Raw genomic sequence first — 21,501 nt, forward strand, 5'->3', positions numbered from 1 at the left:
TATATGGGAACGATGGAGCCTCCGGGACGGCATCGTTCCCGGATCTGGGAACGGCTACCTGCCCCGACCCGACTTCCGGGCGGGCGCGGCCTGCTGACGGTGCGCGGACATGGCCGGCCCGTCCGGGGCGGCGCCTGCAGTGCCGGGGGCGGCGGCCAGGGTGGTGGTGGAGCGGGAGCGAGCGGCGGCCGCCGAGACCGGGGGCGCGGCCACCAGGGGCGTGCCCGGGGGTGTGGTGAGGGCCTGGTGGGTGGACAGGACCATGCGGCGCGCGTACTCGCCGGGCGGACCCGTACGCCAGGACTCGTCGCCGGTGAGACGGGCCAGACGTTCGGCGACCGCTGCCGGGCCGTGGGCTTCGCCAATCTGCTGCATACGGGCCGCCAGCAGCGGCCACGGACGGACACCCACCAGGAGCCTGCCGTCGCGCTCGCCCAGAACGTCCTTGACCGTAGGGACGATCCGCGCGTGCACGGACGGACGGACCCCGAGCTGGTCCAGGGCCCTGTCCCGTACGCCGAGGTCAAGGTCGAGGTCGAGGTCGGCGGGGAGAGCCAGGCCTTCGGTCAGCGGGCCCCAGTAGCGGCGCGCGTCCTCGGACACCACCACCACCGCCACCGCAGCGGAGCCCGAGCCGGAGCCGGAGCGGAGGCAGCCGGGGCGGGCGCGGGCACCGGGGCGGGGGCAGCCGGGGCGGGCGCGGGTGCCGGGGCGGGCCCGGACGCAGGTGCCTTCGCCGAAGCCGGCGGCGGCGCCCACGGGTCGTGGGCTTCGGCCGTGCGCGCGGCCGGGACCTCACCCGGCCCCGGCGCCACTGCAGCGGTGGGCGCGGGCGCAGCAGCGGGCGCGGGCGCCGCGGCGCATGCGGGCGCCGCGGCGAGGACGGCGACCACCGCCTGGTCGACGCCGACCCCGGCGGCGTGTGCGTCGGTGAGCAGCGGGTCACGTCGACGCCCTGGTTGTGGAGGTGGTCCATGGCGGCGGCAATGTCGGGCCAGGCCGGGGAGGCGAGGATCACGTCGCGAACGATCCCTTCAGGCATCGCCCGACGGAGCTGGTCGGCCCACCGGTCGGTGCCCGCGGCTTTGATGGCCGCCGCGTTCGCCTCGACGGTCCGCTACACCACAGAGAAGTGGATCAGAGCCGCTTGGCACGGCCACCGTCAGTCGTCGCATCATCTTGGAGTCCCCTCGCACGGCCCAGGGACGGACCCGGTCGGTTGTATCGGGGGCGCGGCCACAGACCGGTCCCCGGTGGCTGTCAGTACCGGGTGGCAGGATGCCGTGCCATGACAGCACCGATCAGTGGGTCGTGGACGCGCATCGAGAACTGGCTGGCCGAGCACGCCCCGGCGACCTACGCCGCGCTCGCGCCGCCGGCAGATCCGTCGGACATCGCCGCACTCGAACACGCCATCAGCAGGCCCCTGCTGAAGCCCTTGAGGATGTCGCTGCTACGGCACGACGGTCTCCTCGACGGGCGGTCCTCTCTGGTGCCAGGGTTCGATGGACTGCTGAGTGCACGCGAGATATCGGCCGAGTGGCGTTTCCTCGGCCAGTGGTACGACAAACTTGAGGCGGACGAGAAAGGAGAGGAGGAGGTGGACTACGACTTCATGAGGAGCGGGTCCAGCCGCATCCTCTTCGGGCATCCGCAGTTGATCCCCATCGCACGGGAGGTCGGCGGGGGTTGCCTCGTAGTGGACCACCGTCCCGAGATCGACCGGGGGCGCATCCACTTCACTGAGTCAACGGAGGGTGCCACGCGTAGGTCACACGAGATGTGGACGTCCCTGCCGGTACTCATGGAGACGATCGCCACGTCGCTCGAGAACAGCCAGCCCCTCGACGACCACATGCCCGTAGTGGACGAGGCGCAGAGGCTGGACTGGGACTACATACCGCTGCGCGATGACCGAACTTTCCATCGGTCATGACACAGCAGCGGTCCGCAGTAAGCCCGGCCCCGGACAACGGCGCGACGTCGGCAACCTGAGGAACACCCAGGGCCGCCGACGGCCGGGCCCCGCGCCGCCCGGCAAGATCCGAAGGAGACGGGTGCGGTGTTGGGTGGGTGTGGCAATGTGGCGGTCATGGGTGACTCCAGGGCGTATCCCCTGTTCAGGAGTGCGAGCGCGGTGGACGCGCTCGCGCTGGCACGGCGTCTGCGCTCGCTGATGGACAGGGGGGGGTTCGCTTGTCGAGCTGACCGCTGACCTGCAGAGAGCCGAGGACGTGTGGAGGATGGTGGGGGTCTTGCCCAAGGCCGTCTACAGCCCACGAGACGCGCCCTTCGACCCGCACCAGTGGACTCACGAGTACCGGGCGGACACGTTGCCCAGGGACTCCTCCGAGCTCGCGCCGTTGCTGCCGTTCCGTGTGGACGTGGACACGCCGGTGGATGACGAGCTGGAGGACCTCTTCGTTCAGGCCCTGGGCTGCGGCCCCGCCTCGATCTACTGGGCCGGCAGCTGGCCAGACGGACCAGAGCACGATCTCCTGGCGAACGTGAAGCACGAGGCAGTCGAAGTCGCATTCAACAGCCTCGATATCGACTGGGAGCTACCCGCAGACGAGCACACGGTGTTCGTGCACCTGTCCAACCTCGGGAACCTCCCCCGGGCGCAGTGGCTGGCCCAGCAGGCCGGTGCGGAGGTCCTTGGGGACTCTGTGGCCGGCAGGTAAGCGAGGCCGGAGACATGCGCGCCGTGGCCGGCCGTCACCGTGCGGTTGGATGGCCGGATGGAACGTATAGAGGTCGAGCTGTTCACGGACGCGAGTAACGACGCGGTAGTCCGGCTGCCCCCGCGTAGATTCCCGGGCGTGTTGATCCAGGGCGACTCCCTTTCGGTCATGCGTGACGACGTCGCCCGGATCGTAGAGGCCTGCGACCAGGACGACATCGCTGAAGCCCGCGAGGAGGCGGCCTACCTACTCTCCAGCCTCGACGGGCTACTGGCCCGCTACACGGCGGCCCTGCAGGCACACGACATTCCCATCCCCTTCTCGCAGGCCCCCTGATCCCATCGTGGCTGACTGCAGACCTGGTTCACGCCTAGTGCCGGTGCCTGCCCGTTCTCCGAGCAGGTCGGTCAGTTCCGCGTCGACGGCGGCGAGCAGTATCGAGCCCGACTGCATCGCAGGCGAGTTGTCACGAAGTGGTTGCGGGGACCTCTGCAGCGCCTCCGGCTTCCACGGCCTCCACCACGAGCTTGTGGAACGCGGCGAGACCGCCGGGTGGGAGCGGGGCAGGGCTGCCAGTGAGGGTGTACCACTCCTCCGCATCCGTGTACTGGATCCAGACCGTGGCAGTCCGGTCCGGGCCGGGCTCGGTGGTCAGGTCACGTCGCCGGTGATGACGCCGACCTCGTCGGTCATCGCGCCGCCGGGGCCGGCCTTCACGTGGGCGGTCAGCGGGACCGACCCGTCCGGGACTGCGCTCTGGTCGGGCTGCGGGGTGTTGTTGGTGGGCTTGTCGGTCATGGGCAGGTCTCCAGCATGTCGGTCAGCTTGCCGGAAACGGAGATCTGCGCCGCCCGCTCGTGGAGTGTGCGGGCCGCGCCGAGCGGTCAAGGGCGCCTGCGGTGGCGCTCCGCACTGGGCTGCGCCCACACTGGACAGCTCGCCCCGCCCCTGGGCATGGCCGGCTGTTGGCGTGCCGCCAGGCGTACTCATCGGATGCGCGGTCCCGCCCAGAGGATTTCGCCGCTGAGGTGCTGCTCCATAACCGGGTCGGCTGCGTCCCCGTGTTCCGCGCGGCGCGGACATCACCTTTGTCGTCGTCCAGCCCGACGAGGACGACCCGGCCTGGTTCACCTCGGTCACAGTCCTGGACGAATGCGGCTACGAGGTCGTCTGCCGCACCACCAGTCTCACCCGGTACGTCGGCACATTGGTGCTGTCCGGGCATCCGGTCATTCTCGGGGCTCACGCTCGCCCGGCCAGCCGGTTCGGGTGGCGATACCGTCTCCGCCTGGCGACTCCCGACGGTGACAAGGCCGCCTCCAAGGGTCGTGCCAGCAGGATCCGTTGGAGCTCGGGATCACCGTTTTTCGCTCACCTGGCCGATGGCATACGCTGCCGCAGGGGGCGACGCGATCCGCGCGGTCAGCCGAGAGGCCGATGGCACAGGAGCCCATGACACATCAACGAGGCGTCGGTCTGCCGGGGGGCGCTGCCGGTGCGGCGGCAAAGCCCCGGGCCGGCGGTACCTGGGAGTCGGGCCTGACTGCCGGGGAGTTCGCGGCGGTCCAGGGCGTTGGGTTCGAGCCGGTCGGGCAGGTGCTCGGTACGGCAGTCTTCACCATCGGGTACACCGGTCTCTGGGGCTGCCCGGGGGCATGGTCGGTCACGGGCGGCAAGAAGGTGCCGTCCTCGGCGTGGGCTTCGTCCTTCTCGCAGTTGGTGAGGACGATGTACGAGGCGCGCAGGGTGGCGCTGGCCCGCGCGGTGGCCGAGTGCCGTGCGCTCGGCGGCGACGGGATCGTCGGGGTGGAGCTGCGGGTACGCGAGGCCGGGTTCTCGGAAGGGGCGCTGGAGTTCACCGCGCTGGGCACCGCGGTGCGGGCCCACTCGCGCGTCCGGCCGCGTGCGCCTTTCACCTCGCATCTGAGCGGCCAGGACTTCGCCAAGCTCCTGTACGCGGGGTAGGTTCCCACCGGACTCGTCTTCGGTATCGCCCTCGACGCCCGCCACGACGACTGGGGCACCTCCCGCCGGGTCCGCTGGACTGCCGGGAACCAGGAGGTCGACGGCTACACCCAGCTGATCAGCCACGTCCGCCAGGACGCCCGGAAACAGCTGGCCCTCGATGCCGCGAAGCACGGCGCCGACGGAGTAGTCGTCGACGACGTGGAGTTGAGGGTGCGTGAGAGCGAGTGCCCCAGCTTCGGGTACGCGCGCGACTTCAGCGCGGAGGCGGTCTTCGTAGGCACCTCCATCGCCCGGTTCGGCCGCTCCGGGCGGCCCGCCGGACCCAGGCCACTGACCATCATGAGACTGGAGCGCGAGGGCTGACATGACTGAGACAACGGGGCGGGAACCGGCCAGGGGAGCCGCGCAGGCGGCCGCCGAGGGACTCCCCGAGGAGGCGATGCGGCGGCTCGCGCAGCTCCAGCCGGGAGAGAAAAGCTCGTTCTTCACCTCGGACCTGACGGTGAACGAGTTCCTGCTGGTGCGCGAGGCCGGTTTCCGCCCACTCGGCCTGGTCCTGGGTTCCTCGGTCTACCACGTCGGCGTGCAGCTCGGCAGGTGGTCGAAGAACCAGGAGCTGACCAAGCTGTCCCAGGCCATGTACCACGCGCGTGATCTGGCGATGAGCCGGATGGAGGCCGAGGCGAGCGCCCTGGGTGCGGACGGGGTCGTGGGGGTGCGGCTGGACATCGAGTTCAAGGAGTTCGGCTCGGACATCGCCGAGTTCATCGCGGTCGGCACGGCGGTGAAGGGGGACGGTGCGGACCCGGGACCGGGCGGCACCTGGCGCAACAACAAGGGCAAGCCGTTCACCTCGGACCTGTCCGGCCAGGACTTCTGGACGCTGATCCGGGCCGGATACGCGCCGTTGGACCTGGTCATGGGGTCCTGCGTCTACCACGTGGCGCACCAGCGATTCACCCAAGCGCTGAGCACCACGGGCCGCAACGTCGAGATCGAGACGTTCACCCAGGCGCTCTACGACGCGCGCGAGCTGGCGATGAGCCGCATGCAGGCGGAGGGAAAGGCCCTGGACGCCGAGGGGATCGTGGCGGTCCAGCTGAGGCAGCACTCGCACAGCTGGGGATCGCACACCACCGAGTTCTTCGCCATCGGGACTGCGGTGCGCCCGCTGCGCGACGACCACGTCATCGACCGGCCGACCATGGTGCTGAGCCTCGATGCCTGAGCGGGACGTGGAACTGCTGGCCGCCGCGCTGCGCCGGGACAGCGCGGACCTGAACCTCTACGTCAACGTGCTGTCGGCGAACCTGGCGGACTCCCTGCCGCCCGGCACCGTACGGGTCAAGCGCAGGCGTTCCCTCGCGGAACGGGTGGCCGGGCGCGAAGGTCCAGTCGCGGAACTCGACGTCGCGCTCGGGGAGCAACGGCTCTCGCTGCGGATGGATCGGGGCCGGATGGCTGGGGAGATCCGCCACGAGGTGAGGGGCATCGTGCTCTCGCGGCGCCCCGTCGGCCTTGACGAGTGGATCGATGCTCTCGCCCGGTGCCTGGCCGAAGCTGCAGCCTCAAACGCACGCGCCCGCGAGGCCATCGAGCGCTACCTGTCCTGACCACTACCGGCCCGGGCCCGCCGTCCCCGATCTCCGTGGTCCGAGCGCCATGCCTCAGATCCACACCATGGCATATGCCCACCGGTCCGACACCCCCCAGCCGAGCCCGAGGTCCAGCCCAAAGCATCAGCCCCCTTGGGGCGTCCAGGGGGCGGGACCCGGCGGGGCCGCCAGCGGGGGCTTCTACTGGACCCGCACGGGGAGGGCGTGCGGATTTTCGTCGGTCCAGCCTCACTCCCCGCTGCCGTGGGCGTCGGCGCCGTGCCCGAGGTCCTGCTCGCTCTGCCACCAACCGCCGTCCGGGACCGCGAAACGGGCAGTGCAGGTCCCCTGGTCGGGATCCGTCGGGGCCGTTAGCAGGAACATCGGCGGGACTGGCTGGAACGGTGCTACTCGTCAGGCAGTCGGCCCAGTGCGGAGCCGCCGTACGTCCCGCACGAGCGTGTGCAAGGCGCTGAGGAAGATCACGGCTCCAGTGACGAGCCAGAGGACCGAAGCCCCAGAGCGGTACTGACGAACGCCAAGAACGAGCAGCATCACGCTGACAAGGACGCCGAAGGCCGAGATCAGAGCGCTGATGCGGGGAGCCACACGGACATCATCAACGACAGCCTCGGTCAGCGGAAGTGATCCAAACGAACCGGCCTACTTCAGGGTCTCGATGGCGTGCGGGTCAGCGCTGCGGGGTGTCGACGGTGATGGTGGTCTGAAGGCCGCCGATCGTGTCGGCCCGCCGGCGGACCGGCAGGCACTTCACCGCATGATCCACCCCGCAGAACAGGTCAGAGACTGGGATGCCGTAGTGCGCCGACAGCCGGTCGAGGTCCGCCAGGGTCCACGAGGAACCCCCGCTCCCCCCGGACTGCTTCCGGGACACCTGCCCCTGACTCAGCCCCAACCCCCGGCCGAGGTCGGCCTGCGACTCCCCCGTCGCATACATCAGGGCAGCCACCGTGAGCCGCAGGAGCGCTTCCGAACTCACCATATGGGCAACTCCCATCAAACATGCATTGATTACATACAGCCTAGCCGGACGGGAACCTCCAGAGGTACTCCTTCCCGAACTCCCGCCGCGCACCCGGCGGTCCTGGGATGGTGGCTGCATGGACAGCACCGCCGCCCCCTGGCCGACCGCCGAGCAGGCGCAGCCGTGAGGGCGGGACGCTCGCGGGTGTGGCTGCTCGCCGGCCGCGTACGGATTAGGGCCGACAAGATCACCGCCGTCACCCCGTCCGATGGCGGCCTTCACCTCGAGGCCACCGGCCGCCCGGGCGGGCTGATCTTCGGGTTACCGCCCGGGGCGGAGCGCCTGGATCACAGGGGCCGTCCGGTCGACTGGGCGAACGAGCTGCAGGGCGACCCGTACATCCTCGACCAAGGCCTGCACCTGCTCGACGGCAAGCACCGCGTCACCGCCGACGCCCGGCGGACCAGCGTGCGTGCGGCCTGTCGCCCCGGCCCCATTGGAACGGCGGCAGGCCGCGCGAGGGGCCCGTGGTGCGTGCCGTCCAGGAATGCGTGCAGGCGGTGCTGTGGAACGGCACGGTCGGGCTGGCGCCGCTGGGACGCGACCTGTCCGCGGAGCTGGTTGTGGTGCCGCTGGCCGACATGCGCCGAGCCGCGTGGTGGTGGCGTGGAACGAGGGCGACACCACCCTTTGCTCCGGTCCTTCATCGACGCCGCGACGGATGCCTACCGTCAGCGCCGCTGAGTATCGGGAGCAGCTCGCCGCGGGGCCGGCCGCGGGTGGACCGCGGACAGGCCGTGAACCGGCCGCGGACCGGTCAGGTCGAGCGGTGCGGGCCCAGGTCGAGGAGTACGGCTCCCAGCTGTTCCGGGGTGAGGCCCGGCGCGGGGAGGGGCGACGTGGGGCGGGTGCTCGCGCGCAGGGCGTCCAGGAACAGGGCCAGTTGCCGTCGCCAGGCGTTCGGCGGGCCCGCCGCCGCGAGGGAGGGGACGGAGCGGCCCAGCGTGGCCAGGCTCATGAGGAGGTCCTCGACCGTGACATCGGTCCGCATGGTGCCGTCCCGCTGGGCGCGGTCCACGAGCAGGGCCATCGTCTCGTGGTTGTGGACGTGGACGGCGTCCAGGGAGGTCACGCCCTCGACGGGGGAGGTCATCAGATCGTTGATGCCGCGGTCCGAGGACAGCACCGTGAAGACCGCGTCGAGATAGTGGACCAGCCCCTCCCAGGCGTCCGTGGCGCCGCGGGCTTCCTCCCCGGCGTCGACGGTTCCCTGGAGCGCGTCCTGGAACACCGCGTCGATCAGCGCGGCGCGCGTGGGGAAATGCCGGTACAGGGTGGCGTTCCCGACGCCGGCCCGGCGGGCGATCTCGTCGAGGGGGGCGTCCAGGCCCTGGGCGGCGAAGGCCTTGCGCGCGGCGGCCAGCAGGAGCTCGCGGTTGCGCCGTGCGTCACGCCGTACCGGCGCGGGCCGTTCGGTGCCCGGGGTCATACTGTCGCTCCTCGAGTTGCTCAGGGCCGCGTACGCGCCCCGGTGGCGGGGGCCGTGGTCCGGTACGGATGCTAGCGGCATCGTGGGGTTCGTCATGCGCGGAGGCCCCGTGCGGGGAGCCGTCATGCGGGGAGCCGTTCCGACCAGCGCACCGGCAGGGACACGAGGCCCCGGAGCATGACGCCCGGGCGGCGTACGAGGGAGTCGGGTTCGGCGGCCAGGGCGAGGTCCGGCAGGCGGCGCAGCAGCGTCTCGACGGCGATCTGCCCTTCGACGCGGGCGAGCGGCGCACCCAGGCAGTGGTGGATGCCGTGGCCGAAGGCGAGGTGGCCGCGGGCGGCCCGGCGGATGTCGAAGCGGTCGGGATCTGCGAAGTGCTCGGGGTCGCGGGAGGCAGCCGCCAGGGAGAGCATCACGCTGTCGCCGGCCGGGATGCGGACGCCCGCGATCTCCACGGGCTCGGCGGCGTACCGGAAGGCCGCGGCGCTGACGGGGCCGTCGTGGCGGAGCATCTCCTCCACGGCGCCGTCGATGAGGCCGGGGTCCGCGCGCAGCGCGGCGAGCTGGTCGGGGTGGCGCAGCAGGTTCAGGACACCGCCCGAGATGAGGTTGACCGTGGTCTCGTGCCCCGCGACGAGCAGCAGGAAGGCCATGCCGAGCAGTTCCTCGGCGGAGAGCCCGTCCGCCTTGGAGGAGGCCCGGACCAGGGCGCTCATCAGGTCTGGGCCGGGGGCATCGCCCTTGGCGGCGATGAGGGCGGCGAAGTACGCGCTCATCTCACCGGCGGCGGCGCCCGCCGCGGCGGGCGAGGACGGCGCGACGAGCTCGGTCGACCAGATGTGGAAGCGGTGCTGGTCCTCGACGGGGACTCCGAGCAGCTCGCAGATGACGGTCAGCGGCAGCGGCAGGGCGTAGTCGGCGACCAGATCGGCGGTCCCGGAGGGCGGGAGGGCGTCGAGGAGACCGTCGGCGATCTGCTGAACGCGGGGCCGCATCGCCTCGATCCGCCCGGCGGTGAACTCGCGTGCGACCAGGGAGCGCAGGCGGGTGTGGTGGGGGGCGTCGGTTTGCAGCATGTTCAGCCCGATGGCGTTGCCGCCGTCGCTCTGCCAGGTCGCGGAGTGCCGTATGTCGTTGCGCAGTCGGGGGTCCGTCAGCGCGGCGCGGACTTCGTCGCGGCCGATGACGAGCCAGACGTCACCGCTCGCGGGGATGTGGACGCGGTGCACCGGGCCGTTCTCGCGCAGGGCCGCGTAGACGGGGAAGGGGTTGGCGGTGAAGTCCGATCCGGTGAGGGAGAGTTGCTCGAAAGTCGGGGAAGGCATGACGTGTCCGTTCTTCGCTGGTCGATGGAACTAGGAGTCGGGGAATCCTCGGGCTTCGCGGTCGGAGTGCGGCCGGGGCGGGGCGGTGGGGCGCGCGAGTGGCGCTTCGCCGGCCACCCCGGCGGCTCCGGGCGGAGCCGAGTGGTCAGGCGGTCTTCGTCAGGGTGGCCCGAGTGGGCTGGATGGCCTGAGTGGGCTGGGCGGGCTGAGTGGGCTGAGTGGGCTGAGTGGGCTGGATGGCCTGAGTGGGCTGGGCGGGCTGAGTGGGCTGGGCGGGCTCGGTGCCGGCGCCGTGCGCCGCTACGAGTCGTCCGCGCACGCCGCCGCGCTCCGCGAGATGCCGCTTGTAGCTCCCCGGCTTGTGGGCCTCTTCGGCGAGGTGCTTGACGATGATCGTGCACACGGCCTCCTTGAGCTTCGCGCCGAGGCGGCCGTCGGCCTTGAGCCAGATCGCGGTGTCGTACTTGTCGGCGAACTGGAAGATGCCGTCGCCCCGGCCCAGGCTGATGCACTGGGCGCCGAAGACCTGGTTGAAGACGGCGGGCCGTTCGTCCCCGATCAGGCTGAGTACGGTGTCGGCCGCCCGGGCCCCCATCGGCATCGCGGCCTGGCAGCTCATCCGGGGCGGCAGGCCCGACGGGGCCGCCGAGTCGCCGGCCGCGATGATGCGGGCGTCGTCCACGCTGATGAGGGTCTCGTCGGTGAGCACGCGGCCTTCGGCATCGGTGCTCAGTCCGCTGCGCACCGCCAGGTCCGGGACGGCGAAGCCGGCGGTCCAGACGGTGATCTCGCTGAGCAGTTCGCGGCCGTCGGCCAGGCGTACGGTGTCACGGGTCACGGTCGTGACCTTCGTTCCGGGACCTTCGAGCACGCTCACTCCGAGCTTCTCCAGCCGCCGGGTGACCGAGCGCCGGCCGCGGGGGTGCAGGTAGGGGCCGAGCGCGCCGCCGCACACCAGGGTGACGGCGCGGCCCTCCCCCGCCAGTTCGGCGGCGGTCTCGATGCCGCTGGGGCCGCCGCCGACCACCGTCACCGCGGTACCTGACGGCGCGGCCTCCAGGACCGGCCGCAGCCGGGCGGCCTCTTCCAGGGTGGCGAGCGGGTGGGCGAACTCGGCGGCTCCCGGGACCGCCGGGTCGGCGCTGCCACTGCCGACCGCGTAGACCAGGTAGTCGTATCCCAGCGTGCCTCCGTCCGCGAGGGCGAGGCTGCGGTCCGCCGCGTCGATCCGGGTGACGGTGTCCACGACCAGCGTCACCCGGTCGGCGAGCACGTCCCGGTACGCGACGACCGCGCTGTCCGTGCCGCCGACACGCTGGTGGAGCCGGATCCGGTGGACGAACGAGGAACGCGGGTTGATCAGTGTGACGTTCACGTCGTCGCGTCGGGTGATGCGGTTGGCCGCCATGACTCCCGCGTAACCGCCACCGATCACTACGACGTTGGTATCGCTGTTCATGTTCGTGCTCCTCTTCGGGGTTGCGGCGCGAAGGGCCGCGCGGGGTTCTGTCGAGGGGGCGTGCCGCCTGCCGGTGGCGGACTCCGCCGGGTGAGTGGTTCCGTACGTCGCTGCGTACGTCACGCCGTCCATGCCGTGCGGACGTCGTCCGCGCAGAAGGCCGCCTGGATGCGGCCGGCTCGAGCGGCGGCCGGGCGGCGGGTCTGGTCGAGCAGGTCGCGGCCGAGGGCCTTGCGCGCCGCGCGGTCGGGGGTGAGTACCGCCACCAGCGCTCCGTCCGCGGCGAGTTCCGCTCTCTGCGCGGTGGCGCTCGGGTGCGGACCGACGGCTTCGGGGATCGGAGCGATGGCGACGGCACGGTCGGCGCCGCGGGCGAGGTGGATATTGGCCGTCGACCGGCTGCCTCCGTCCATCCACCGGCGCCCTGCCGCCGATACGGGCGGCCAGACCACGGGTACGGCGCAGCTCGCCGCCACCGCCTCGGCAAGGGTGACGGGTGAGGCGGAGTCGAAGGCGACGACCTCTCCGTCGGCGGTGTCCACTGCGGTCACCCTCAGGTCCGCCGCGGCGGGCCAGTCGGTCACACCGGCCGGGAGCACGGCGACGGCCGCGTGGACGTCCGCCTCGGGGACGGTACGGGCGGCCAGTGCGGCCCGCCCGAGACGCCGGACGGCACGCTGCGCGTCGCGCGATCGGTATGCGGCCCACAGGAAGCGGGCCGTCTGGCGCAGCGTGACGGCGATGTCGATCTCCGGGGCTCCGTCGAGCTCTTCGCGGTACGGCTCCTCGACTCCGACGCCGGAGGCGAGCCGCGCACCGATCACGGAGCCGGCGGAGGTTCCGATGGTCGTGTCGGCGCCGGAGAGGTCGGCGCCCTCGTCGGCCGGCCCGGCCGGCATCCCGACGGTCCACGCGAGACCGACCGCTCCTCCGCCACCGAGCACCAACGCCGTGGTCGCCATGATCCCCACCCCTTCATTCGAAACGGGGACATGCCCCCGTTTCTCTGACAGGTGAGACCGTAGCACGAGAACTGGGGAGCAGTCCCCGTTTCTTCATGCCTTTGCCGACGGCCTCGATTTCCGCTGAGGGACGGGTCGTTGAACTCCGTGATTATGTTCAAGGGGTGGTGGCACGTGGTGCCGGATGAGGGCCGGCAGCAGTGGCTGCTTGAGCCGTTCGCGGGTGTGGGGCCGCTGCGCTTCGGCATGAGCTCCGCCGAGGTGGCGGACGCCATGAGCCGCGTCACCGCGGAGGCCGAGTAGCCGAGCAGCACCGGCTGCGGCACGTGCCGGACGCGGACACGGTCGGGGAAGGCCGGTATGGGGAGTTCGGACTGCACGTCTACTACCGGGAGGAGCGGCTCGCGGGCATCGCGGTCGACGCGCTGTGCGGACCGCAGGTCTCCGCGGACGGTGCGGCGCTCGCCGACCGGGTCCCCTCCGTGGTGGAGCGGTGGATCCTCGATCGAGCCGAGAGCCGCGGGCCCGAGGTCTCCTACCTGAGCGCGGGCGTGCCCTGCTCGGAGTCGCCGGGGCAGCCGATCCCGGGACGGTCCGCCGGCGCTGGACACTGGCCGAGGAGGTGACCGGCGTGACCTACCTCTGAACCCGGACCGATACGCGCCGAGCAACCTACCCGCACGCGGCACGGCTCTTGGCTGCGACCGGGGGCCCCGAGGCGGGAAACCGCTACAACTCCTATGCCTTCGCGCCGTTTTGACCGGCTGGGGACGCAATGCGGCGCGGAGTGACCCCCTCTTCTGCATGCTGTTCTGCATGGCCGGACCGGCTCTGTCGCGACTTGACTGACGGGCGCCGGGACAGACCGTTCAGGCGCTACCTCTCCAAGATCAGGAGTGATCATGGCACCCATCAACAACATCGTTCTCGTGCACGGTGGTTTCGTGGACGGGTCGGGCTGGCAGGGGGTGTACGACCATCTGAGCGCCGATGGTTTCCGGGTGGCCGTCGTGCAGAACCCCACCATCTCGCTGGCCGGTGACGTAGCCGTCACCCGGCAGGTCCTCGATTCGCTCGACGGCCCGGCCATCCTGGTCTGGCACTCCTACGGCGGCGCCGTCATCACCGAGGCCGGCAACCACCCCAACGTCGCCGCCCTCGTCTACATCACCGCGTTCGCCCCCGACAAGGACGAGTCGGTCAGCACCCTGATCGCCGACCCTCCGCCCGGCGCACCCATCCCGCCGATCCTGCCGCCCCAGAACGGGTTCCTGTTCCTGGACCGGGCCAAGTTCGCAGCCTCCTTTGCCGCCGACGTGCCCGAGAAGGCGGCGGCGTTCCTGGCCGACTCCCAGGTCCCGTGGGGCGTCGACGCGCTCGGCGGGACCGTATCCGAACCGGCCTGGCGCACCAAGCCGTCCTGGTACCTGATCGCCACCGAGGACCGGATGATCCCGCCGCCGGCCCAGCGGGCCATGTCCGAGCGGATCGGCGCGATCGTCACCGAGACCCCGGGCAGCCACGCCGTCTACGTCTCCCGCCCGGCCGTCGTGGCCGCCGTCATCACCCAGGCCGCCGAAAGCCCGGCCGCGCGCTCCTGACCGACCGCGCACCCGCGTCCCGTCCCGGCGGAGCCACCGCCTGGACGGGACGCCCCGTACCCGCCCCCGTACAGCAGCCAACAGCCACCTCGGGAGTATCCGCATGTCCGATCGCCCCACGTTCACCCGCCGCAGTCTGCTTGCCACCGGAGCCGCCGCCACGGCATCAGCCGCGCTCTTCACCCCGGGCAGTGCCACGGCCGCGACCGACAGCCACCCCGCACCGGGCCCCAAGCCGACCGTCGTCCTGGTGCACGGCGGCTACGCCGACTCCTCGTGCTGGAACGACGTCATCCGGGAGCTGCAGGGCAAGGGGTACAGCACGATCGCGGGGGCGAACCCGCTGCGGGGCATCCCCACCGACGCCCCCTACATCGCAAGCTTGCTGGACTCGGTCAGCGGGCCGGTCGTGCTGGTCGCGCACTCCATGGGCGGAACCGTCATCACGAACGCCGCAGCCGGAAAGAGCAACGTCAAGGCGCTGGTCTACATCGCGGCCTTCGCGCCCGATGCGGGCGAAACCCAGGCCGACCTCATCGGCAAGTTTCCGGGCAGTGAGGTACAGGCCGTGAGCGTGCCGGTCCCCCTACACGAAGCCTGACGGCACCACCGGAACCGACCTGTACCTGAGCAAGGACGGCCAAGCAGCCTTCGCCGCCGACGTGTCCCCGGCTACGTTCCGACTCCTGCAGGCCACCCATCGGCCCTTCGACGCGGACTCCTTCATCCACCCGACACAGGCTGCCGCATGGCGGACGCTCCCGTCGTGGGGACTGGTCGCCGGCCGGGACAGGACGATCCCGCCCGCGACCCAACGCTGGATGTACCGGCGTGCGAACTTCCGCAAGGTCGTCGAAGTACCGACCTCGTCGCACGTGGCGATGATCAACCACCCCAGGGTCACCGCACAGCTGATCGAGGATGTCGCCCGAGCCACCAGCTGACCCCGACGGTCCCGGCCCGCGGTTGCGGGCCGGGACTCGCCGTCACGTCAACGCTGCGGGAGAAGACGATCACCGCGCCACATGACCACGCCCCGGCCTCCCCGGTACCGCCCTCTGCCGGCATTCCCGGATCTGGGAACGGCCACCTGCCCCGGCCCGGCTCCCGGGCGGGCGTGGCCCGCTGGCGGTGCGCGGGCACCGCGGCTTCCGCCGGGCCTGCTGGCCCGGGGCCCGGCAGTTCGTCGAGGTCGATTACCAAGGGTGCGTTCAGCGGGTCGAGGACATCGCCGCGTTCCAGCCGGGCCGACTGAGGCTGGAGCAGGTCCCGCCAAGCCGGCTGTCCGCGCTGGCCCGGTACGGGCTGGGGACCAGGGCGCCGGGGCTGGAGCGGTCCCGGAGCCCAAGCCGCGCTGTGGGCGGCGCTGGAGGAGGTCGCGCCGAGGGCGGCCCTGTCGAGCGCGGCCACCGTGGTGGTGAGCCTGGTCCCTGAGGACGACGGTGCCAGAGAGCGCGCAGGCTCATGCCCACCCCGCGGAGCGTGACGGCGCTCACGTTTGTTAACGATACATTCCGATATATCGTTAACGGAGTCGGTCGAATGGAGACCGGCCTCAGATTCAGACACAGAAGGAGTTCGATCATGAACGCCATACGAACCAACTCAGAGTTCAATCACGGCGGACGCGACCGCTTCGCGCCCCGCCGCCCCCGCTTCGCCGGGCTCGAAGAGCCCGGCGGACGACCGGAAGGTGCCGGCGAGGTCCGCCCTCGGCACAGCGCGGAGGACTTCCGCTCCCGGCCCGAAGCCCCGGCAGGCCGAGGCCACCCCGGCTGGATCCTCCGCGGGTCCGAGCATCGCGGCGAGCGCCCCTTTGGCCGACGCGAGCGTTTCGGCCCGGGTCGCGACTTCGGTCCGCACAGTCCGAACCGCGAAGGCCGCCGCCGCCCTGGAAACCCGCGGGGCCGGATTCGCCCCGGCGCCGCGCAACCCGCCCTCTACGGCCGCCCCGCGCGGCCGGATGACACGCAGGTGCCCGCCCCGGCCCGGATGCCCGCGCCGAGTACGCCCGGCCGCGGTGTCGCGAGGGTGTCTGCGCCCGGCCGTGAATCCCGGCCCCGGACGCTCCTGGAAGCCCGCGGCCTCGACGCCGCGGCAGCATCCGGCGGCGTAGCGCTGCTGGAACGCCCGAAGGCCGATGCCGGCTCGGCGGGGGCGCCGGCCGAGTACGCCCGGCCGTGGGACGGCCTGTCCCAGGACGTGCCCGCAGTTCACGTGCTGCTGAACGACGGTGTCCACCAACTCGAAGTCGCCGTCGGCGAGCTCACCGAGAACGGCTCCGCGAACGACAAGTCCGCGGCGGCCAAGGTCTTCGTCGAGGCCCGCCAGGCCCTGTACAAGCTGCTGGCGGACGGTGAGTAACGCCCAAAGTCCACATCGGTCACACCACAGGGAGCCCGGCACACGCCGGGCTCCCTCTGCGTTTGCCTACCGACGGCGATTCCGGGCGAGCTCTGCCGGTCTCGTCGAACCGCCTGTCGCTGTGCCGGTGGACCCCGAAGGACATCCACCCCGCACCCGCGCGAAGCCGCGGGCCCGGCAGGCGTCAGAGCTCCGCTGGGGCTCGGCGAAGGCTGCTTCGACCAGTTCCCGGATACAGGACGGGCCCCGTACGGTGGTGCGCTCGCGCAGCCGCCGCCACCGCTCCTCAACGGTGTCGCCAAGACCGTCGCGCGGGTGCCACTGGGCGGGCTGCGGGGTGGGCTGGATCTCTGCGGACATGTGCTTGATCTTGCCAGGCGGTACTGACCAACAAGACCAAAGGAGGCGCCCTATCCCCGCCGGGCCCGGACCGCGTCCGTGTACAGCTCGCGGGTCAGGTCCCCTTCGCCGATGCCGAGGCCGGCCAGGAAGGCGCGGACGTCCGCGAGCGCACCGGTGAGGCCTTCGGTGTCGGTCATCGTCTCGACCTCGATGAACGTGCCGTCGATCTCCGGTACCCGCACCACCGTGGCGAGCATCTCCCGGCCCCGGACGGTGACGCTGTAGTTCAGGCAGTGCTTCGTGAACGCGATCACCGGCTCGTAGCCCAGCCCGCGCACCACCTCGTGCACCGCATCCGGATCGCTCACCGCGGTCTCGTGCTCTGGCTTCGAGCCGGAGCCGGCGTCCACGGCGGCGCTCTTGTAGGTCAGCACCGTGCGCTTCGTGCCGCCGGCGCTCTCCACGCTGCGGACCCGAACCTCGGCGTCCCAGGCTTCAAGTTCCCGGCCGGCCGTGTCGTAGTAGGTGTCTTTGTAGATCTCGGCGCGGGCTTCGGTGAGCTCGTCGAGCAGCTGCACGAGGGCTTCGCGGTCCGGGACCCGGACTTTGATCTCTGCTTCGATCACCCTGTACTTCCTTCCGGGGGGGTGCTGGTCAGGGTGTAGCGCCGACGTGGTTGCATCGGGCACTGAATTTGGTCCCGATCTTCGGGTCGAGAGTGCTGTGGGGGGCGTGTGTCCGGTCTGAGCAAGAGGGTGTCGGTCGTCGTCGGGGTGGTCGGCGGGCTTGTCCTGGCGGGGTGCTCGCCTGCGCCGGTGAAGCCGGCACCCCAGCCGGCCGTGAGTGCCAGCGTCGCCCCGCCCGTGCCCCTGGTGGTCGAGCGGGCGCAGGCCGAGAAGGTGGTGGACGAGGTGCTGCGACAGGTCGTCTACGCGAAGGATGAGGGAGCACTGGCGAAGGCGGAAACCGGGGCTCTCCTGGATCAGAGCAAGACGATCCAGCGGCTGGGCGGCCGGAACGATGCCGAGCTGGTGCGCTCGGAGCAGTGGGTGGACTATCTGATCCCCACCGAGCGGGAGCAGCCCGGCTATCCACGCTCATTCGTCGCCCAGTTCAGGAGCGAGGACATCCACAACATCGGGAAGGACCGGGCGGCCGGGCTGTACTACTTCGTTCAGGAGGAGGCCGGCGGGCCGTGGAAGGCCGCCGCCAAGTCGTGGGCACCGGACAAGCCCGCTGCGCAGCCCATGCCCGGCCCGGGCGGCGAGCGTCTGTACGGGAACTGGGGGTTCGGGGCGTTCTCCGTACGGGACGCCCCCGTCGCCGCCCCGGCCCGGGATGAGGCGGGCGCCGCGGTCCTTTCGCCTACCGCCGCCAAGGACCGGGAGGTCTGCGGGCACTACGCCGAGTACCTCTCCTTCACCGCACCGGACGGGGAGCCGAAGAGCGAGCACTTCGTTGCGGGCAAGCTCACCAGCGACGTCGTCACCGCCTACAACGCCGAGGCCAAGGTGAAGGGATGGGAGGGCCTGCGGTTCCGGTTCGCTTTCAAGGCCAGCGGAGTGGACCTGCCCGTACTGCGGCTCGCCGACGGGAAGGCACTGGTCACCTGCACCTTCACACAAACGGCCCGCACGGACAGCAAGCCAGGAGGCAACTGGGACTTCTCCGTCGGCGGGACCGGTCCGACCCACCTCGCCAACAACCACGCGGCCACCCTGATGGGCGGCGGCCCCGACGCGCGGTGGACCCAGACCACCATCCGCAGGAGCGTCACCGCGACCTTCGAAGTACCCGCCCGGGGCCCCTCCGACGTCGTCGGATGCAACTGCCTCAACCCGCCGGTCCTCACCGCAGACGGAACACCCAAGTAGCGATCAAAGTGCGGTGAGCCCGGCCAAGGTTCACTGAGACGGAACAGGTAGGACCCGTCCGATGGGACGCAGCACCGATCGGGCACAGGGTGGCCGGTGATTGCTGTTAACGTCGGCAGTCCGTTGGTGGCTGGTGATTGGGAAGGGAGCCCAGGTGGAAGCATCAAACGGGCCGTTCCTGATGCATATCGGAGATCTCTTCTGGCAGAGCCAGGACAGGGTCGTCATGCTGGCGGGCCTGATCGAGCGCGGCCGGGTTCGTAAGGGCGATGTGGTGGAGATCATCGGTTTCGGTGGGACCGCACTCGTCGCCGTCGAAGAGATCGAAGCTTCACGGCGGTATGTCGACGAGGCGAGCGCAGGCATGAACGTGGGCCTGTTGATACGTGGGGTGGCAGTCGGCGCGGTGGAGCGGGGGCAGGTGCTGGCGGCACCTGGCTCAATCAGCGGACACACCCGTTTCGCCGCGGACATCACGCTCTTGTCCGAGGAACACGGTGGTACTGAAGTACGCGCTGGTGAGCGACTCCACTTCCACTTCGGCACTGCCTCTGTAGCGGGAGACGTGACGCTTACCGGGGGATTGGATGTGTTGCATCCGCTCCACCGGGGCGACGTGACGATCACGCTTGAACGGCCTGCCGCCTTGGAGGAAGGGCAGTCCTTTGCTTTTCGGCACCGTGGACGGGCTGCTGGCTCAGGGCGTGTGATGCTTCTTCTCGACTGAGCCTCGTCAACGAAGCCAGAGCCGAATCCGTCGGCATCAGCCGCCGGACACGGCCTAGGTCGAGCACGAGCCCGAGGCCGGGGCCTAGGTCGAGCACGAGCCCGGGGTCGAGGCCGGCCCCGAGCCTCGGGTCGAGCACGAGGTCGAGCCCCAGTACCGCGGTGACCTTGTCGGCCCGGATCCGTACAACTCGCGCAGCTCGCCGAGGCCCGTCTCGCGGCCGAGCCCGCCGAACTGACCGGACTATCCGCGAGCGCGCCCCGCCCACAAGGCCAGCGTGCCCTGGGCACGGGCACCGGCACCGCCGAACGCTGACCTTCCGGCACCGCCGAGGGTCCGCTTGCTGCGGGGTCGAGGCCGGCCCGAGGCCGGGGTTGAGCCCGAGGTCGAGGTTGAGCCCGCCACCGGACCAGGACCACACGACCGTCGTCTACGAGAACGCCCTGTATCCCGCGGGACCGGACCCGCCTCCCGGACCTGCGTAGCCGCCACGTACGAGCGCGCCGTGCATCTCGTCGGTCGACGAAAATCTCTCCAGCGTGACTCCTTCCGCGGCTACCGTTTCGTCGTTGCGACAATGTCCCTGCCTGCACCGGCCGCACGCGCTCGTCCCCGTACCTGATCTGGAGTCCCCGTGATGGAACCACCTGGCGCTTGATGCTCGGCCCAGTCCTGGTCGGCGACCTGCATCAGTACGAGGTCGACATGCCCTGGCGGATCTGCCGCTTCGTCCCCGACCCCGGCTGGCCAGGCGTCCGCGAGCTATACGAAGCCTTCGAGCAGTGGCTGGACCGGCGCGAACCAGACCCCGACGGCAGCAGGGGTGTTGACCTCATAGGTCCGATTGCCGCCCTCGCCATGGAGCTGGAGGCCATCGACCCGGACGCCGCTGAGCGCGTCGCCGGTGACCTCGATGCCGGTGACCTTGCCGGGCACCACGGCGATGTGGCGCGCTGCGAGTTCGGTCCGTTGCTCCGCGGTGAGTTCCAGGGACTCATTGGTGAACAGGGTGACCTTCTCGCTCCACTGGCGCCACAGCTGCGCCTGGTGCAGGGAGGCGGCACCGCTGGCGATCAGACCGATCTCCTTGTCACGGACCTCGTAGCCGTGGCAGTAGGCGCAGTGCAGCACGTCCACGCCCCAGCGGGCGGCCAGCCCGGGAATGTCAGGCAGCCCGTCGGCGACACCGGTGGCCACCAGCACCCTCCTGGCGTCGACGGTGGTCTCGTCCGCGAGGGTGACCCGCAGGGCGGTCTCGCTGACACGTTCCACGCCGATCACGGTGGCGTCGCGGATCGTCCCGCCGTACTGCTCGACCTCGGAGCGGCCGATGGCCAGCAGCTCGCGCGGGTTGACTCCTTCACGTCCGAGATAGCTGTGTACCTGGGTGGCGGGGGCATTTCGGGGTGTGCCTGCGTCGATGACCAGGACGTCGCGCCGGGCACGGCCCAACGTCACTGCCGCCGCCAGGCCTGCCGGGCCTCCACCAATGATGACTACGTCGTAAGTGCTCATACTGATGACAGTGCGGCTGCCCACGGCTTGCCGTGAAGCCTTCATGCCGGAACGGCAACTCGGCGGCCGGGTATCAAGCCCAGGTCTGGAGACAACCCCGAGACGCCACGAGCTCCGGGCACAGGCCGGAGCCCCGATCAGCTGCCCTGGCCAGGCCTCCGTTGCCGTTCGCCCGTCAGGCGGAACGACACCGCTGCGATGCGTCACCCTTGCGCGGCGTCATCCTCGGCAGCCGAGCCTCCGGATCTGCCAGCGGCATGACGTCGGGCCCCACCTCCGCGTGCGGTGCGCGGAGCACGCTCCAACGCACGCGGAGACCCGCAATCCCGCCCGCGCCTGACCGGCCAGGGAGCGGTCGCCCGGGACGCGGCCGGCCTGCTCGAAAGCCTCCGCCGCCGCCTGCAACCGCTCCCGCACCAGAGCGGGAACGTGAACGGCGGCGGCCACCAGGAGGTCGCCGAGCGCGGCCACATCCCCCGCACCCTCCGCCTGACCAGCACGCCCCAGCAGACCGGCCGCCTCCCGGATACGGGCCTCCACCCACGCCCACTCCTGCGCCCCTACCGGGGACGTCGAAGCGTTCACGGACGCGCGGCAGCGACAAGTCGTAG

Annotated in this window: 25 protein-coding genes and 2 pseudogenes; 17 read left to right on the plus strand and 10 right to left on the minus strand. The window is 71.0% G+C overall.

The genetic code is table 11. The annotated features are described in order from the left end of the window. Window positions 1-54 precede the first annotated feature (54 nt). On the minus strand, window positions 55-759 hold the full coding sequence (locus tag ACIA8F_RS23905) for a hypothetical protein (RefSeq protein WP_399381636.1): 705 nt from the start codon (window positions 757-759) through the stop codon (window positions 55-57). A 529-nt stretch (window positions 760-1,288) separates the two neighbouring features. Between ACIA8F_RS23905 and ACIA8F_RS23910 the strand changes: the two genes are divergently transcribed. From ACIA8F_RS23910 to ACIA8F_RS23920, 3 genes are all read left to right on the plus strand, one after another. Beyond that, the gene (locus ACIA8F_RS23910) at window positions 1,289-1,936 is read left to right on the plus strand and encodes an SMI1/KNR4 family protein (RefSeq protein WP_399381639.1); all 648 of its coding nucleotides are present in this window, start codon (window positions 1,289-1,291) and stop codon (window positions 1,934-1,936) included. A gap of 319 nt (window positions 1,937-2,255) precedes the next feature. Next, on the plus strand, window positions 2,256-2,684 hold the full coding sequence (locus ACIA8F_RS23915) for a hypothetical protein (protein ID WP_399381642.1): 429 nt from the start codon (window positions 2,256-2,258) through the stop codon (window positions 2,682-2,684). A gap of 57 nt (window positions 2,685-2,741) precedes the next feature. After that, window positions 2,742-3,020 carry a DUF6959 family protein gene (locus tag ACIA8F_RS23920; protein WP_399381643.1) on the plus strand — a complete coding sequence of 93 codons (279 nt, stop codon included), beginning with the start codon at window positions 2,742-2,744 and terminating at the stop codon, window positions 3,018-3,020. A gap of 315 nt (window positions 3,021-3,335) precedes the next feature. Here ACIA8F_RS23920 and ACIA8F_RS23925 read toward each other — a convergent pair whose 3' ends face one another. Next, on the minus strand, window positions 3,336-3,482 hold the full coding sequence (locus ACIA8F_RS23925; RefSeq protein ID WP_399381645.1) for a hypothetical protein: 147 nt from the start codon (window positions 3,480-3,482) through the stop codon (window positions 3,336-3,338). 654 nt (window positions 3,483-4,136) lie between these two features. Between ACIA8F_RS23925 and ACIA8F_RS23930 the strand changes: the two genes are divergently transcribed. The 4 genes from ACIA8F_RS23930 (at window position 4,137) to ACIA8F_RS23945 (ending at window position 6,265) form a co-directional block, all read left to right on the plus strand. Beyond that, window positions 4,137-4,649, plus strand: coding sequence for a heavy metal-binding domain-containing protein (locus ACIA8F_RS23930; protein WP_399381647.1), 513 nt, complete (start codon window positions 4,137-4,139; stop codon window positions 4,647-4,649). 213 nt (window positions 4,650-4,862) lie between these two features. Beyond that, complete coding sequence (locus ACIA8F_RS23935; RefSeq protein WP_399381648.1) at window positions 4,863-5,015, plus strand: hypothetical protein; 153 nt, start codon at window positions 4,863-4,865, stop codon at window positions 5,013-5,015. Between the two features lies 1 nt (window position 5,016). Continuing rightward, window positions 5,017-5,880 carry a heavy metal-binding domain-containing protein gene (locus ACIA8F_RS23940; protein WP_399381649.1) on the plus strand — a complete coding sequence of 288 codons (864 nt, stop codon included), beginning with the start codon at window positions 5,017-5,019 and terminating at the stop codon, window positions 5,878-5,880. Continuing rightward, window positions 5,873-6,265, plus strand: coding sequence for a hypothetical protein (locus tag ACIA8F_RS23945; RefSeq protein ID WP_399381650.1), 393 nt, complete (start codon window positions 5,873-5,875; stop codon window positions 6,263-6,265). The genes ACIA8F_RS23940 and ACIA8F_RS23945 overlap by 8 nt, the downstream gene beginning before the upstream one ends. A 231-nt stretch (window positions 6,266-6,496) precedes the next feature. On the opposite strand, the gene ACIA8F_RS23950 is transcribed toward ACIA8F_RS23945, so the two are convergent. Beyond that, window positions 6,497-6,631: a hypothetical protein gene (locus tag ACIA8F_RS23950; protein WP_399381651.1), complete on the minus strand. Its 135-nt coding sequence runs from the start codon at window positions 6,629-6,631 to the stop codon at window positions 6,497-6,499. Between the two features lie 307 nt (window positions 6,632-6,938). Next, window positions 6,939-7,250 (minus strand): helix-turn-helix domain-containing protein, encoded by a 312-nt coding sequence (locus ACIA8F_RS23955; protein ID WP_399381653.1) that lies wholly within the window; start codon window positions 7,248-7,250, stop codon window positions 6,939-6,941. Window positions 7,251-7,726: 476 nt separating this feature from the next. Between ACIA8F_RS23955 and ACIA8F_RS23960 the strand changes: the two are divergent. Beyond that, window positions 7,727-7,976: pseudogene (locus ACIA8F_RS23960) on the plus strand (LysR family transcriptional regulator); the annotation flags it as partial. A gap of 73 nt (window positions 7,977-8,049) precedes the next feature. Here the strand turns inward: ACIA8F_RS23960 and ACIA8F_RS23965 are convergent. The 4 genes from ACIA8F_RS23965 to ACIA8F_RS23980 form a co-directional block, all read right to left on the minus strand. Further along, window positions 8,050-8,721 carry a TetR/AcrR family transcriptional regulator gene (locus tag ACIA8F_RS23965; RefSeq protein ID WP_399381655.1) on the minus strand — a complete coding sequence of 224 codons (672 nt, stop codon included), beginning with the start codon at window positions 8,719-8,721 and terminating at the stop codon, window positions 8,050-8,052. A 122-nt stretch (window positions 8,722-8,843) separates the two neighbouring features. After that, window positions 8,844-10,046: a cytochrome P450 gene (locus ACIA8F_RS23970; RefSeq protein ID WP_399381656.1), complete on the minus strand. Its 1,203-nt coding sequence runs from the start codon at window positions 10,044-10,046 to the stop codon at window positions 8,844-8,846. 145 nt (window positions 10,047-10,191) lie between these two features. Further along, a complete protein-coding gene (locus ACIA8F_RS23975; RefSeq protein ID WP_399381658.1) occupies window positions 10,192-11,505 on the minus strand; it encodes an NAD(P)/FAD-dependent oxidoreductase in 1,314 nt (437 codons plus the stop codon). A gap of 119 nt (window positions 11,506-11,624) precedes the next feature. Further along, a complete protein-coding gene (locus tag ACIA8F_RS23980; RefSeq protein ID WP_399381659.1) occupies window positions 11,625-12,467 on the minus strand; it encodes a patatin-like phospholipase family protein in 843 nt (280 codons plus the stop codon). Between the two features lie 138 nt (window positions 12,468-12,605). Here ACIA8F_RS23980 and ACIA8F_RS23985 point away from each other — a divergent pair, with 138 nt between their 5' ends. The 7 genes and pseudogenes from ACIA8F_RS23985 (at window position 12,606) to ACIA8F_RS24015 (ending at window position 16,432) form a co-directional block, all read left to right on the plus strand. Further along, entirely contained in the window at window positions 12,606-12,770 is a 165-nt protein-coding gene (locus tag ACIA8F_RS23985) for a hypothetical protein (protein WP_399381661.1), read from the plus strand. A gap of 23 nt (window positions 12,771-12,793) precedes the next feature. Further along, window positions 12,794-13,093: a hypothetical protein gene (locus ACIA8F_RS23990; protein ID WP_399381662.1), complete on the plus strand. Its 300-nt coding sequence runs from the start codon at window positions 12,794-12,796 to the stop codon at window positions 13,091-13,093. Between the two features lie 276 nt (window positions 13,094-13,369). Continuing rightward, window positions 13,370-14,068, plus strand: coding sequence for an alpha/beta fold hydrolase (locus ACIA8F_RS23995; protein WP_399381664.1), 699 nt, complete (start codon window positions 13,370-13,372; stop codon window positions 14,066-14,068). Window positions 14,069-14,171: 103 nt separating this feature from the next. Continuing rightward, entirely contained in the window at window positions 14,172-14,669 is a 498-nt protein-coding gene (locus tag ACIA8F_RS24000) for an alpha/beta hydrolase (protein ID WP_399381665.1), read from the plus strand. Window positions 14,670-14,730: 61 nt separating this feature from the next. Further along, entirely contained in the window at window positions 14,731-15,012 is a 282-nt protein-coding gene (locus ACIA8F_RS24005; protein WP_399381667.1) for an alpha/beta fold hydrolase, read from the plus strand. Between the two features lie 265 nt (window positions 15,013-15,277). Further along, window positions 15,278-15,527: pseudogene (locus tag ACIA8F_RS24010) on the plus strand (hypothetical protein); the annotation flags it as partial. Between the two features lie 572 nt (window positions 15,528-16,099). Continuing rightward, window positions 16,100-16,432, plus strand: coding sequence for a hypothetical protein (locus tag ACIA8F_RS24015; RefSeq protein WP_399381668.1), 333 nt, complete (start codon window positions 16,100-16,102; stop codon window positions 16,430-16,432). A 410-nt stretch (window positions 16,433-16,842) separates the two neighbouring features. On the opposite strand, the gene cyaB is transcribed toward ACIA8F_RS24015, so the two are convergent. Then, window positions 16,843-17,400, minus strand: a complete 558-nt coding sequence (gene cyaB, locus ACIA8F_RS24020) for a class IV adenylate cyclase (RefSeq protein WP_399381670.1) — start codon at window positions 17,398-17,400, stop codon at window positions 16,843-16,845. A gap of 213 nt (window positions 17,401-17,613) precedes the next feature. On the opposite strand from cyaB, the gene ACIA8F_RS24025 reads away from it, so the two are divergent. Together ACIA8F_RS24025 and ACIA8F_RS24030 are read left to right on the plus strand one after the other, a co-directional pair. After that, window positions 17,614-18,648: a hypothetical protein gene (locus tag ACIA8F_RS24025; RefSeq protein WP_399381672.1), complete on the plus strand. Its 1,035-nt coding sequence runs from the start codon at window positions 17,614-17,616 to the stop codon at window positions 18,646-18,648. A gap of 154 nt (window positions 18,649-18,802) precedes the next feature. Further along, window positions 18,803-19,375 (plus strand): EF-Tu/IF-2/RF-3 family GTPase, encoded by a 573-nt coding sequence (locus tag ACIA8F_RS24030; protein WP_399381674.1) that lies wholly within the window; start codon window positions 18,803-18,805, stop codon window positions 19,373-19,375. Between the two features lie 762 nt (window positions 19,376-20,137). On the opposite strand, the gene ACIA8F_RS24035 is transcribed toward ACIA8F_RS24030, so the two are convergent. Further along, window positions 20,138-20,890 carry an NAD(P)/FAD-dependent oxidoreductase gene (locus ACIA8F_RS24035; protein WP_399381675.1) on the minus strand — a complete coding sequence of 251 codons (753 nt, stop codon included), beginning with the start codon at window positions 20,888-20,890 and terminating at the stop codon, window positions 20,138-20,140. Window positions 20,891-21,501 lie beyond the last annotated feature (611 nt).

Origin of the sequence: Streptomyces sp. NPDC051563, from assembly GCF_044454225.1 — a bacterium.
In the GTDB taxonomy this organism is placed as follows: domain Bacteria; phylum Actinomycetota; class Actinomycetes; order Streptomycetales; family Streptomycetaceae; genus Streptomyces.